The 13,610-nt window shown below is 31.0% G+C and carries 19 protein-coding genes and 1 pseudogene; all 20 read right to left on the bottom strand.

All coding sequences use genetic code 11. The features are described 5' to 3' along the window. Positions 1-27: 27 nt before the first annotated feature. The gene (locus tag ACMX2I_RS10680; protein ID WP_414956906.1) at positions 28-345 is read right to left on the bottom strand and encodes a hypothetical protein; all 318 of its coding nucleotides are present in this window, start codon (positions 343-345) and stop codon (positions 28-30) included. Positions 346-347: 2 nt separating this feature from the next. Beyond that, on the bottom strand, positions 348-548 hold the full coding sequence (locus tag ACMX2I_RS10675) for a hypothetical protein (RefSeq protein ID WP_004399418.1): 201 nt from the start codon (positions 546-548) through the stop codon (positions 348-350). Between the two features lie 352 nt (positions 549-900). After that, a complete protein-coding gene (gene aimP / locus ACMX2I_RS10670; RefSeq protein ID WP_414956905.1) occupies positions 901-1,026 on the bottom strand; it encodes a lysogeny pheromone peptide AimP in 126 nt (41 codons plus the stop codon). A gap of 13 nt (positions 1,027-1,039) precedes the next feature. Further along, positions 1,040-2,200: an AimR family lysis-lysogeny pheromone receptor gene (locus ACMX2I_RS10665; protein ID WP_414956904.1), complete on the bottom strand. Its 1,161-nt coding sequence runs from the start codon at positions 2,198-2,200 to the stop codon at positions 1,040-1,042. Positions 2,201-2,341: 141 nt separating this feature from the next. After that, positions 2,342-2,623: a hypothetical protein gene (locus ACMX2I_RS10660; protein ID WP_414956903.1), complete on the bottom strand. Its 282-nt coding sequence runs from the start codon at positions 2,621-2,623 to the stop codon at positions 2,342-2,344. 13 nt (positions 2,624-2,636) lie between these two features. Beyond that, a complete protein-coding gene (locus tag ACMX2I_RS10655; RefSeq protein WP_414956902.1) occupies positions 2,637-2,888 on the bottom strand; it encodes a DNA-binding protein in 252 nt (83 codons plus the stop codon). A gap of 69 nt (positions 2,889-2,957) precedes the next feature. Further along, the gene (locus ACMX2I_RS10650; protein WP_414956901.1) at positions 2,958-3,554 is read right to left on the bottom strand and encodes a hypothetical protein; all 597 of its coding nucleotides are present in this window, start codon (positions 3,552-3,554) and stop codon (positions 2,958-2,960) included. A 254-nt stretch (positions 3,555-3,808) separates the two neighbouring features. Next, positions 3,809-4,714: a hypothetical protein gene (locus ACMX2I_RS10645; protein WP_414956900.1), complete on the bottom strand. Its 906-nt coding sequence runs from the start codon at positions 4,712-4,714 to the stop codon at positions 3,809-3,811. 410 nt (positions 4,715-5,124) lie between these two features. Next, positions 5,125-6,012, bottom strand: a complete 888-nt coding sequence (locus ACMX2I_RS10640; RefSeq protein ID WP_414956899.1) for a DUF5677 domain-containing protein — start codon at positions 6,010-6,012, stop codon at positions 5,125-5,127. A gap of 44 nt (positions 6,013-6,056) precedes the next feature. Beyond that, a complete protein-coding gene (locus tag ACMX2I_RS10635; protein WP_414956898.1) occupies positions 6,057-6,188 on the bottom strand; it encodes a hypothetical protein in 132 nt (43 codons plus the stop codon). A gap of 10 nt (positions 6,189-6,198) precedes the next feature. After that, positions 6,199-6,414, bottom strand: a complete 216-nt coding sequence (locus tag ACMX2I_RS10630; protein ID WP_268388457.1) for a hypothetical protein — start codon at positions 6,412-6,414, stop codon at positions 6,199-6,201. A gap of 3 nt (positions 6,415-6,417) precedes the next feature. After that, positions 6,418-6,596 (bottom strand): annotated as a pseudogene (locus tag ACMX2I_RS10625) (hypothetical protein); the annotation flags it as partial. Positions 6,597-6,806: 210 nt separating this feature from the next. Further along, positions 6,807-7,157, bottom strand: coding sequence for a hypothetical protein (locus tag ACMX2I_RS10620; protein WP_414956897.1), 351 nt, complete (start codon positions 7,155-7,157; stop codon positions 6,807-6,809). A 54-nt stretch (positions 7,158-7,211) separates the two neighbouring features. Next, entirely contained in the window at positions 7,212-7,751 is a 540-nt protein-coding gene (locus tag ACMX2I_RS10615; RefSeq protein WP_414956896.1) for a hypothetical protein, read from the bottom strand. A gap of 46 nt (positions 7,752-7,797) precedes the next feature. After that, complete coding sequence (locus tag ACMX2I_RS10610; RefSeq protein WP_414956895.1) at positions 7,798-9,288, bottom strand: hypothetical protein; 1,491 nt, start codon at positions 9,286-9,288, stop codon at positions 7,798-7,800. A 40-nt stretch (positions 9,289-9,328) separates the two neighbouring features. Further along, entirely contained in the window at positions 9,329-9,562 is a 234-nt protein-coding gene (locus ACMX2I_RS10605; RefSeq protein WP_414956894.1) for a hypothetical protein, read from the bottom strand. A gap of 68 nt (positions 9,563-9,630) precedes the next feature. Beyond that, positions 9,631-9,858, bottom strand: a complete 228-nt coding sequence (locus tag ACMX2I_RS10600) for a helix-turn-helix domain-containing protein (RefSeq protein ID WP_414956892.1) — start codon at positions 9,856-9,858, stop codon at positions 9,631-9,633. An 86-nt stretch (positions 9,859-9,944) separates the two neighbouring features. Then, the gene (locus ACMX2I_RS10595) at positions 9,945-11,372 is read right to left on the bottom strand and encodes a protein kinase domain-containing protein (RefSeq protein WP_414956891.1); all 1,428 of its coding nucleotides are present in this window, start codon (positions 11,370-11,372) and stop codon (positions 9,945-9,947) included. A gap of 186 nt (positions 11,373-11,558) precedes the next feature. Beyond that, on the bottom strand, positions 11,559-11,924 hold the full coding sequence (locus ACMX2I_RS10590; RefSeq protein WP_414956890.1) for a hypothetical protein: 366 nt from the start codon (positions 11,922-11,924) through the stop codon (positions 11,559-11,561). A gap of 53 nt (positions 11,925-11,977) precedes the next feature. After that, positions 11,978-13,579, bottom strand: a complete 1,602-nt coding sequence (locus tag ACMX2I_RS10585) for a DUF4942 domain-containing protein (RefSeq protein WP_414956889.1) — start codon at positions 13,577-13,579, stop codon at positions 11,978-11,980. Between the last annotated feature and the right edge of the window lie 31 nt (positions 13,580-13,610).

Below are 13,610 nucleotides of genomic sequence, written 5' to 3'. Positions count from 1 at the left end.
TATACTATAGACTGCAGTGCGTGTATGTTATGGTTTATAAATGAACTCTTCAAATTCAATTGCTATATGTCTTTTTAAATTCTTAACAAAATGTATTAGGGATCTAAAATGTGGATTATTTTCAATGCTTCTTTTTAGTCCATCTCCTCCTAATAATACTCTATTTAGATCTTTTAATAATGCTGCTATCTCTATTTTTGCACTATGTAGATCATCTTCAGTTTTTGCATTAACAATTATTTTTCTTATGTTTAGTACACACTCTATGTAAGTTTGTTTCGCATTTAAAACAAAATCGGCATCAATATCTTTATGATTTGTAGACCTAAGTTCTACAGCATGCATCATTAATCCTCCTTGTATTCGCTTAGCAATTTCATGTATCCTTTAGTTAGTTGTTTTCTAACATTTTCATTCTTCATTATTTTTGACTTTTCAATGCTTTTTTCATGAAAGAATAAATCATTTTTAACTAAGCTTTCAACTTTCTTTTGGTAAATGGTTTTATGCATTGTCATACTGTTTTTTAAGTAACTAATTGCGGACATACCACCAACCTCCTATATACATATTTTTTATCTTTTGCATCTATAGCAATTGTAATGCATTACATAAGGGAAGTAAAGATTTTTTTAACGACAAATAGCACATTCTACGCAATTTTTTTTGCGAATGTGCTGTTTTGTAATGCATTTCATTGTACTGTTTTGTAATGCATTTCATTTTAAATTAGGGTGTATGTACTTGAAGTTGATCACTAGATGTTATAAAAACTTAATATTTAAGTGATGGCCTTAAAACTACAAAAGACGCTTAGCTCAAAAGAGCCAAACGTCTTCCTTTTCTGGTTAATTTAATTAAGTAAATAATAATACTAATAACTTTATGTGTCAATGGATTTTATGCTCCACGTGGCATTCCAGCTACTTCATAATCACCTGAAGCTTGTTGGATTGAAGAATCTGCGCTTATGTAAGAAGTGCCTAGTGCGCCCAAGACAACTAAAGCCATAATAAGTTTTTTCATCGTCTCACCTCCTTTAAAGTAAAAGTAAATCTAAAAGTTTTTGATTTTCACCCATTTTTTGCAGTTCCAACAACGGCAGTCTAATAAGGAATTTGTCATTAGACTTTTTAAAATACTCGATTGAAGAATAGAAACATGCTTTATTTTGTTCGAGTCTCCCTTTCAAATAATGATGCATTGCAAGCTCATTATCGTTATGACGTAAAAGATCTAGTTTATCCAAAACTTCTTTTGCTTTGGAATTTTCATTAAAGTTGATAAGACAATGAGCTTGCTCCTGCAAATCCATAATTGACTCAGATTCAAAATTAATCCACTTATTTTCTTTGCGCCATACATTATTTAAGAAGCACAAAGCCTGCTGGAAAATCATGTTGTAATTTTCATTTTGAAAAGAAACGCTTAGCCCTTTTAAAAAGTATTCATGAGCCAATTCATAATTCGAAAATAAAAGAGAGTTACCAATTGTTAAGTAGCTGAAAACCTGAAATCTCTGGATATTTGTACTTTCCAATGCCATTTCAGAGTACTCTCTGCACTCCTCTAATGAATTTTCATTTAGCTTTATATTAGACATTAGAACATGAACTCTTGTTTGATATGTATTTCTAATGTACATGTTCTCAGAAATCTCACTAAGGTCAATTTGTTTTATAAGTTGGGCCATCGGAGAAAAGTTACCAGTGCTTAAATAATGATAAAGCAGCAAGAGTCTTGAGAAAGAATTCATTTCAGGTGTTTTAATATTTAATTTACCGAGTCTTTTCACTGCCTCAAATTCAGTAATATCACAGTTAGACAGTTCTCTATGTATTTTATACACTTTTCCATATTCTTTACTTTTCATATTACTGCAAGAAATCATTGATTCTATTAAAACATCTTCTATTTCAAAAAACATATTTGCATCAGCATACTCCAATGCACTTCTTGCTGCCTTTGTCTTAACATCTAGGTTTAAACAGTAATCTTTCATTAATTCATATTCACGGTCTGGATACTGACTCTTAACAATGTTGACTATTGAAGAAAATTCATTAAAAGTTTTCCCATCATGGTTTAAGAAGTCATAAAGAGGATTGGGGTTTTTAAGGTCAGCTACTGTTGCCCATTTATTCATTAAAGAGTTGTCATTTTCCAAGTCTTTCTTCATAGCTATCCTTATTAACTCCATTATTTCCCCTCATTTCTTTTTGTTGTCTTTATTGGTTAACTTAATAATACTATAGATCACATTACGAGTCAATTATTTTATACATATTTTTTGTATTTGTATTCTCTTTAAAATTCCTATTTTATTGAGACACAATGAGGGTTAATCCTCATTGTGCATAATTGGCCAAATACAGCTTTCCACCTTTATTTTAAGTTCTTCTTGTGCTTTATCATCTAACTTGTTGTAAAGCTCCCTTATGAGCTTTCTTTGATATTGAATATGTTCAATTAAATAGTCTTTATTGTAATTCTTTTTTAACCCTGGTTTAGTCAGTAACCATTCGTCTTCATACCCAATAAACTCAAGCAAAAGTGTCTTAAATGCCTCGTTTTCTTTTTCCAGAATCTTAAGCCGCTCTTTTGTTATATGATCTGCAGTCATAATTTCATTCTCCTTAACTATTTGTATAATCAAGCGTTGACATCCACTGCAAAAATTGCTGATAAGGATAATAGACTGTTCCTTTTAATTCCACCTTTGGAGCACGAGGTAATTTTTCTAGTAACTCTTTAACCTCCGCTTTACTTAGACCAAGGTGGTAATGCAAATCAGACTCCTTAGTTAAAGTTGGATAGTCTGAATAACTTTCTTTAGGATTTTTGAAGTTTTTCAAACCATCGTTAATAAAGTAACCTAACGCAACCAAGCCAATTCCTATTCACATGATATCCAAAGGTAACACCTTTTCACTTATTTAATCAGAATCACAATTATTTTATTTAAACATTCGTAAAAATATGGAGTTCATCCATGTGAAGCCGTAACATTTTATGTCATGATCAATCGTAGCTATTTTTTTCTTCAAAATAAATCTTAAATCGTTTGGTTTCAGTTTACCTAGATTATACTTATAACATGAATGGATTATTTGTTTTAGTTCTTCTCTATCCTTTTGTCTGAAAGAAATACCCTCATTTGATATATCTTTTTTATCTCGTTTAAGCAATTCATCTGGAATGTTTTTTTCAAATTCAGTGTGAATCATATATCTCTCAAGCCTAGTTCTCAAGGCCGTAAGAGAGTCTAATACAAGAGTATCGTGCATTCTAAAAGTAAAATATAATAGACCATTATAAACGGTAAAACAAAAGACATAATTTCTAAATATCTCAAAGAAATTCAGTTTTTCTTCTGATATACCAAATAAATATATAAGAATTGTGGTAGCTGTTACTGCTTCTATTAAGTACAGAGTAGTATGGACAACTGTATGCTTATTCATAGTTGGTTTTTTATTTTTAAGAAACACAGTAATAGTTAATAAAACAAATAGAAAAATAATAATCGAGACTGATATCCAAATATAATTCATACTATATACCTTCTTTATAGGTTATACATTTTTAAATCATTTAAACCTCTCTATAATGATATTCGGAGTTCTATTATAATACATCTATACTTTTTAGTTTTCGTGTATTCGCACGCCTAAGGCATATGAAATGTGTATTGTGAACTCCCTTAGCTTATGTTTTATCAAAGGCATAGGAAGATAAACAAATCAGTAACTAGTTCATTTGGCGTCATCCTATGTACTTTTACAGTGTCAAGAAAACGACACGAAAATTAAGCAGGCTCTGGTTCTGATTTTAAAGTTTTTATAAACTGCATTGTTGATAGAGTGTTAAATAGTCTTACAGCATCTGCTTTACCCCATTTTTGAGGATCATCTCTCCCATGAAGAACCCAGTTCCTATTGATGATTTCTCTTCTATTTTTGTAAAATTCGTGTCTTTTAAAAAGCCTTTTATCGAAGAATTTCAATGCAGAATAGCAAGATATAATTATGAGCTTATCTGTTTCACTTGAAAAACTATTCTTAAAATCACCTATCAACTTCCAGCCAACTTCTGCGCTTTTAGCTACTTCGCTTATTTCCCCTTCGACGATGGTCATGAGAGTTGGTATCAACATTCTAAATTTACCATTTTCATAAAGCGAGAAGGAATCTTCTATAAGTCCGTGCCATTTTTTATCCAAACCATCTAGCAACGATCTTTTTAATCCTCTCATCTCTTTAAAATCATTTTCTTCATAATACGATAAGAAGAAGTTATCTATTTCTTCTTGGCTCATAGTTAAAAATTCATCATTAAGATAAATATGCGTTGGAATTTCTCCTGTTAAAGTCCATCCATGAAGAGAGTTGTGGTCTGTAACTTTTTCTATTCTCTCATAATCAATATTAATTTTTGGTAATTTAATATTGATATGAGGTAGTTTAGGTATTGAAGGCATTGATAAAGATACTGTTGCGGATTCAATTAATTTCTGCTTTTCGATCATTTTTGATTTAACAATACCATCTACCTTCATTTTAGGAGCAACTAAAGAATTTCTAGTCGCCAAATGGACGATACTTTTTTGTGGTGCAGATGAAAATGAGTTAGTCATCCTCAAGATAGCTCTATTTCTTGCCTCTATCTGTGACATTATTTTTGAAAAATCATTATAATAGTTTGTAAATTTCATTTTGCACTCTCCTCTTAATGAAATAACTTTACTCAAATGTCACTTCTGCCTTTTTATTGATATCCTCATCAAACTCATACAAGTAACGACCTGTCTCAGGTTTAACCTGCCATCGCATTGTAAACTGCCATATTCATTTACCCTTATTTGTATATGCATCGAATGAGTCTTTCCTATTTGTCATAATTTCTATTTCTCCGTTTTTAAATGTTATAGTTGCCTCCATTAACGAAACCTCACTCTCGATAAAATGATTATTTTATTACTATTATACTACAATTTTCCACCCAATTGCTCCAAAACCTATACCGGTTCCCATTAACTAACTTCCTCAATAATAATCATTGAATGAAAGATAAAAAATAATCCTCATCTCCTTAAGATGAGGTCTCAATTATAAACCTATAAGCTTATTTCAAAACTCCAATTTCATACTCCGCTTTTATCTGTATTTGACTAGTTCTAGCCACTACTTTCTGTGCTTCTTGTGGATACCAAAGATTAAATTGCTCAAGGCTAATTAATTGATACACCCTATTTATTATAAAAAAAGCCATGTTACAGTAAAAAGGCATTTCTTCAAAATTCCTTACTGAAACCCCTCCATTTCCACCGGAAACTTTGATGTTCCTTAAGGTAGCCCCAGCATGAATAAAATCAGAAGCAGTTTTATAAAGCATGATATACAAGGTTTCAATTCCTAACTTCCTAGATAACTCTCTTAAATTTTTACAGTTTGTATATAATGAATACCATTGCTTGGGTTTTTTCTCGATCCAATCCTGATAAACCTCTTTTACTTCATCTTTTTCAAGAAATTGATATAAATATTTTGTCTTATCATGATCTAACGAATTTTCATCAAGGTTAAAATGAGGCAATTCTTTTCTTAACACTTTAAATGTTTCTTTCCCTGAATTCGTAGAGGTATTGAACATATTTCGATATTTAATCTCTTGTTGAATATAATGAACATAATATGCAATAATTCCTTCTTTTCTCGGTTCCGTATACGCATGTTCAAAATAAACTGCTGCTTCAAATAATGACCTACATAGCGGAATAATTCCTTCAGTAGCTCCCTTTTTGCTCATAATAGATATGCTATCGATCATATTTAGTATATGTATAAAGATAGTAAATAAAGGAGTGCTCAGTTCATCTTCTTTAAATTCCTCAAATAACTTTTTATACATCTCTTCTCCAAAATCCACATACGAATCAAATGTTCTTCCAATAGAGTCAAACTCTTTTTTAATATCCTTATCTAATTTCCTATTTATTAAGCTTTTTTTCAAATAGATTCCTCCTGATTACATTTTATCTTTTTGGATTATTGAACTTAAAGCCGTTTCCATTCCACATACTCAAATCGCTTTTGATACAGGTCTTCAAGTATAGCAGCCCATTCAATCCAACCTTCTGCAACAATGCACTTCTTTTTCTCATCCTCAATCCACTCTATCCAATACACCTGAACACCCCTAACGTTTTACGACTTGTATTTCCCTTACCTCACATTGTACATTACACTTTGTTTTGAGCTCACTTGCTACCTCAATGACTTCATACATTGTTTGCAATTTAGAAGCGCCGTGGATGTCTCTAGATGTCAAAAAACCGTCCTCATCTAACTTAAATGATTTGAAGTATTCCTTGTTTTCAAACTGCAGTACATAAAAATAATCAATCAAAGGCATAAATCAACCTCTTGTATATAATTTTGTAATCCTCATTACAAATGGCAGCAGACGCATTAACATGAAAAAGGCAATAACGTTAAACTTGTTTTCGAAGAACAGGTTAGTCAAATTCCTTTCCATGCCCGCTGCTGTTTCTTTATCCATGAGTTTTTAAACTCTTCATCATAGACCTGATTAACAAGTCATATTGACATATATGTAAAGGCATAAAATACAGCAAATATCATTAATACCCAACCGAACAATAGAATTAATTGGCTACCTTTATCTTCTTTATAGCCTAGTTTTCCTACCTTAATAAATAATAAACCGACAGCAACAATGAACAACCAAACAAAAAACACAGGTTCTCGCCCCCTAAACTATTACATTTTCTTTTGGATGATATATCAGTATTGTTTATTGATTTGATAAGTTAAATCGTTTATAACGTTATAAAGATATTCCGTTTCTAATTTGTGTTGTTTGATTTCTTTTTTAAGTGCCCTAGCAGCTAGGTGAAGGATTATTGTTATAATTGTCGACCAAGCAAAAATCTTCTGTGTTTCAATTGGTGCCAGGAATAGAAATATGATACAAGGAGCAGTGAATAACCAGCTAAATATTATTGTCAGCATTATCCGATCTAGCCACTTTTCTTTTTTACTAATCAAAATTGATAAATAATTTATCTCTTGAAAGCACTGTTCTTGGATACTTATTAAATCTTGTGAACTTTCCTGCTTGGTTAAATTAATCACTATATGTTGCTCCTATGCTTATTAATTTCATCTGTATCATATAGAAAGATAGCATCATCCCACTGATATCCAGCTAAATCTCTGCATGACATTTTCAAGTGGATAATCCTTTTTATTTTTCCCTGATCTTACGATTTCCAATGAAAATTCTCTTAAATCCCTATCTGTTTTACCAAATAAACTTGAGGATGGAAGCTTCATGTAGCGTTTAACCTCTACCCCTAGTTTTAAATTCCGTTTAATTGATGCACTGTGAAAAAGCTTAAATGATTGTTCTGCACCTAGGTTTTCATAAGACTTACTTTCGTCTAAATATAGATTGATTTTTGGATTTGTTTCATCCAAATCAGGAAGCAACTCATCCTTATGGATTTCAATTTCAAAAATAAAAAAATAAGGAGACTCAGTATCCTCAATAATAGTTGCTAAGTTCCCAAAATAAGCGGAAACTGAAAATTTGTCTGACACATATATGTAGCCATCCGTTGTCTTTGTACGTTCTAGAGTATGGACTCTATCAACTTTATGTTTAATTAATTTATCAGCTAATATTTTTTGCGCCCGTTGTTCTGATGTTCCGTGATAGACAATCATGAATTTGCTCCTTTAATTAATTTTCAATATATGATCGTAGTTTCATTTAAATAATTTTTTGCAAAATATCTCTCATTAAATTTTTATCTCTATTATTTTCAGTCTTTCCCCTGTTTACATCTGCATCAGAAAAATGTGTATTTGTTGTTCCTGCCTGTTCCCTGTCTAAACAATATTGAAAAACGTCTCTGTCATCTTCCTCTAAAATAGACTCAAGTGTAGTTGTGCTCATTATATGATATTGCGAGTCGCTCATTCTAGCTCCTTGCATCGCAATTGCTTCTTCAATCCCTGTTCCATCTACAATATTAAATTCCTCAAGTGTTATTGCAATATGTGATACCCTTGAAATATTTTGTGGAATTTTAGGATGCTTTAAAAATCCCTTTTTAATATGACTCTCCTTTTTGAAACATTGGGCTAATGCTGCACCATACGATTTTCTAAGTTCTTCTTTATAACTTTTTCTATTTGTCGTTCTAAGGCTAATCATCGGTGCTCTTGCTTTCAATTCTATAAAAATAATATGGTCGTCTTTAATTAAAATGAAATCAGGCGATCTTAATTTATTCTTATTTACCTCATATTCAAACTCTTTTATATAGTCATACTCATGTAGTGATAGTATATGCTCTACATAATCTTCAAAAGCATGTTTTCCAAAGTCACTTTTAAACTGGAGTCCCTTTATCGTACAAAGTTGTTGATATAATCCTTCAGTAACCGCTATAAATACAGCAAACGGCATTGGAAAATAACTATTTGATCCATAGGTTAAAATCGGTTTAAATAAAAGAGGGTTGAAATCATATATCCTCATATTTGCATCTTCCGTTGCAAATTTTTTATATAAACATTGATAATCCTCTCTATTTATCGAAAATGTACTAACAATCCTCCTTGCTTTTTCTTCAGAAAAACCGAGTATTTCCACACAATTTTTTATTAGTCCATCTAGATTAAAGGTAGTAGATTTTGCAGAATAAACATAAAGCACCCAAGCAAACAACAAATAATCTTCATAACAGTATCCAAATTCGCTTATAAAGATGTCTTTAATATTTAGGTTTGAGTTTATAAAGTTAAAAAAATAATTGTATCTGTAAAAACTTCTAAACGGATACCTTTGATAAATAAACTGTTGTAATCCTGTCCGGACTGAAAATTGCGAAATCATTTCTTCGTTTGATAAATTACTATCTTCTTTATGGCTAAATGGCACGTTATAATCTCTATATAATTCTATAATTTTCTTTAGAGCATTAAAATCAATATCATCTATTTGACCATTCCACTCCCCTTTTACAATTGCAGCTAGAGAGAGGTAAGCCAATTCATGATTATAAACTCTGCCTCTAACCCTTTTTCTAAAGGGGCTTTGAGGCAAAATACTTCGCAAAAAATCATCGTTTGGTAAATAAGGGCTAGTTGCGTGATAAAGCACCCTTAACAATTCTAACTTTGAATCAAGACTATATCTCCTAAGTCGTTTATCTATTGTATTTACACGTTGAATATTTGGTTCATAATTGTCCATCCAATATCTCCTTAAAAGTACGATTTTATTGAAACTTAATTTATTCATTATCCCTAACAAACTCTTGCAGCGCTTTGATAACACGCTTAGCTTGCTCTACATTTAAATGAGGAGGAAAATACTTATCTGGATGACTGCTTACACCGTTATTTCCTAGAATGAAAACGCAATTCTCTTCAGCTAAAGAGCTTTTTTGAACTTTTACAATTGTTTGTTGAGTGTCACTAAACTCTTCATATATGACAAAGCCTCTTTCACTATAATTTTTTGGCATATTATAAACTATCCTCTCAAATAATATGTAAATGTTTCCACTATCTCTGCAACTTTAGTATACCATTTTCATCCTGAGCGATCGATATGATTATGACCTTTTTCGAGTATCAGCAATTCCTGCAGCTCGATGTTTAGATATGTACAAACTTTATCTAACAGATCTCTTGGATACCGCTCCATTTCGTCATGATAAAGCTTTCTGACAGTCGGATATTCATGATCAATATCTCTAGATAGCTGCCTAATACTGATCTTCCTTTCGTCTATTATGTGCTTTAAATTTGATTTAATCATTGTTGTTCACCTCTGGTTACTTTTGATCACTTAAAATGATCATCAAACTTAATAATAAAAGGGTCGAAGATTCTCTTGACCCTTCATTAATCTTGATCTTCCAGCAGCGTAAAAAACTTTTCTGCCCACTTGTTTTGGCTAATATCAAATATATCTCTTAATTTAATCAAATCACACATGAGGTCAATCGCATTTTTATTATTTTTTTCATATTTATTCAACAATTCATCGAATAAAACGTTTTGCAATTCAGACGAAAAATGTATTAGTTCTGAATAAGTAAGCATGGTATATGCTAAATCAAACCATGTACTTATATCAATATGCATGTTTGACAATATTATTTGATAATCGAGTTCATTTATTCCAGCATTGAAAATTTCCAACGATGGTTCAAACTTATTCATCAAATTAGGATTATTTATTTTTCCTAATAGATTATAATATAATTCAATTAGAAAAAAAGAGTTTACATTTATTTGATTCGAATTAAACCTACTGTAAAATTGTTCGTAAAATTGATCATGTAATATTTCAAAAAATATGCGGACAAACTGTTTACCTGCGTTTTCCTGTATAATATTAATTATTACATCAAGGTTCATGTACGGAGCTGTAACAAAACATCTTCCTATATCTTCAAGACCATTGATTGTCCAAGCGTCATTTGCAATTACGTATAATATTTCGTTTAAATTCCTTAATGTTCTGCTGATTATCAAAGGATCATAATTCCTAACATCATCTTTATTACTTATTTTTCCATTCAAACCATAATACCTAAATTCAAGAATGTTAAAATGCGTCTCTTCATGGATAACATTTAATGTTGTTTCTAACAACAAAGCTGATTCTCTATGTTTGGAATAGTCTGGTTTATTTGCTTTTGTTAACAAGCTAGTGCCGAAATCAAGTATCTTAACCCCAAAATCATACACATTATTGCCTGTATCATCGTCAGTAATAAGAATGTTTTTCGTATGTAAGTCACCATGAAATAAACGAATTTGATGACATTTTTCTATAGACTCAATAATCTGTTTAAATAACAAGTGTCTAAAATAAAAAGATATATTTTTGTTATTCTTTAACCAATTATGTAGAGTCTCTCCCTCAACCCATTCCATTATTGAATAGGAATATCCTTCCGTAGTCTGGTCAGCTACATACACCTTTGTAATGGAGGGATCATTTAAGTTAGCTAATTTAGTTACTTCCTCTCTATACTGTTCAAAAACTATGTTATAGTTCTTCGCTTTTTTATTTGGCATCCAAAACTTAATAGCACATTTCCTATTTAAAGTTTCTTGGATGCTTTTGAGAACAATGCCATTAGCGCCATCACCGGATAATTCAATAAATTTAACATCTTTTATGACTACGTCATTCCATTCGGTTTTATTATTTGCGTATTCAGCAATCCAATGACTTCTTTTACTTGTATTTTTCGAGTCTAAAGGCATCAATTTTAACACACCTTCAGTAAATTCATAATCAATTGGCGTCCTAGGCATAATAATCTCCTATTTTTATATTATTTATTATAATATAAGTATACCTTTTTCCCGTTTAAATATATACATTTTTATACAAATTGTGCTTCTATTTTATTTAGATTCCATGGGCGATGTTTGAAAAGCTTCACTACTTTTTATTGATAATGTTTTAATTAACCTTAGCTTTTTCATAAAATTGTTGTTTTATTCAGAGATAATTTCATGCACCCTTCTTAATTGATCCAACGTTAAATCAACCGTCGACCATCTATCAAAGACCGATCGTATATCGGACATTAACTTTTTCTTCTCTTCCTTATCAATAATCTCTTGTTTTGATAAATAAAGCTCCCAGTCAGCGCTATATTCTGTCACTTCTGTCATATCTTCTAATGAAAATTTAAACATACGTCTCGTTTCTGTCTCTCCCGTATTTCCAACATAGAAATATTTCCTTCCTTTTTTTAACACAACTTTCTCTAATATATCTTTTCTTCCATAACGTGCGGCATTATTAACTGGTTTTAAATATACTGTTGAACCAACCTTTATTAATTGACTTTTACTCAAATTAATTCTCTCCATTCTGTTTAAAATATGCATTTTATTTAAATTTAAGGAATTTATGATGTAAGCATGAGAAGTTCTGATATATCGATGATGTAATATGATTTGTTATTTACCGTTTCACTGTACGATTGCTCGCCCTCAAAATCATTTATCACATCTTTTTCTTCTGTATTCATATCTTGATACTTAACCTTCCCATATGATGGAGGAAGCCAGCTTTTCTTTTGGCTGCCAAAAGTATTAAACTTCTTAAGTATTTCCTCATCTTTAAACTCGATGTGACATGTTCCTTTTTTATAGAAAGTTACATAGAAGTACTTTAATTCTATTTTTTTCGTCTCCCCATAATGCTCAGTTAATTTAAGAGTTTCATCAATATTTATGTCCTCTGTCAATCCATTGTCAAGATAATTGAAAACTTTTTCGATATCTTTCAACTTTTCTAAGACCTTATAGTCTGTTGGGTTATACCGACCATCTAGCCAGCTATAACCGTTCAATGGAATAATCACTTTTTTGTTAATCTTGTACGCCTTATTTGTTTTCCACCCATTATATAAGTGCACATTTTTTGATGATTCATCATAGTAATGCTTGTGGCTAAATTCTTCAAAAAGATTAAGTATTGTGTTTTCTATCCCCTGTGTCATCTCTTTGCTCATCTGAATTCTTAATGTATAGATATTGAATAAAGAAAAGTCATAGTCTTTTAATTCCTCAACATTCTGCAAATATGTTTGCTTCAGATTGCTTGTAAAGAGCCCCATAAATTGATCATTATTAAATAACGTATTCCAATACTTCGCCCTAATTTGTTTTATATATGCATTCTCTATATCATTTTCTTCGTTATTCTTATCAATTTGCAGCCTCAATATCGGAGTACTATTATCATTAAAACTATGCAGCATTAAGGGTTTTAAACTATTGTATTCATTGATTAATTTTAAACCCGCTTTAATTTCATAATTGAATTGTTCTACAATCCCTTTTATAAAGTCTGCATTCACTAACTGTGTTGCTTTATATTCCATATTAACTCTATGAGACTCATCTTTTTTCAATTCTTCTATTAGAACACTGCTATATTCTTGTTTTTTAATACTTATGTATATTAGTGCCGTTTCAACTTCTGTACTTCGTTCTGAGTTCGAAAAAGCATTTTGAATGTACTCAACTTCTGCGTTTATTTCCTCTAGCTTACGAATCAGAAATTTCCTGTCATTTGAATAAGGATTTTTTAATGTCTCGGCATTCAACAAGCAAACAATTTGGCCTGATCTTTGTTGGTTCTCAATTAAATCAATCGCCTTTAATAAGTGCTTAACACCGCTGCTAAAAGGTGGATTCATAAAAATCAAATCGTACTTCTTGTATGTTCTAAACGTCAGAAAATCATCCGCTATCACTCTATAATCTTTGCCTTTAAGTATGTGCCGTAAGTTTTCATCTTGTTCAATTGTGTCAATGTCATATTTCGAATTCCTTCTATAATTGTTTGTGTTTTTAAATTGATTGTAAATGGCTTCTGCCAAATTCCCTTTACCTGCTGACGGCTCTAAAACAGACTTAATATGCTTCCACTCTATTTTTGATGTCATTTTTCTGATTAATTGCGTTGGTGTTGGATAAAAATCCAGATTATCTTTAAACATTTCGATCTCCTTTTTTATAAGGGAATGAGAT

It is taken from the genome of Bacillus sp. SW14 (assembly GCF_047608225.1).
In the GTDB taxonomy this organism is placed as follows: domain Bacteria; phylum Bacillota; class Bacilli; order Bacillales; family Bacillaceae; genus Bacillus; species Bacillus subtilis_G.
The sequence above is the reverse complement of the archived record's forward strand: the minus strand, read 5'-3'. Positions and strand labels throughout refer to the sequence as shown.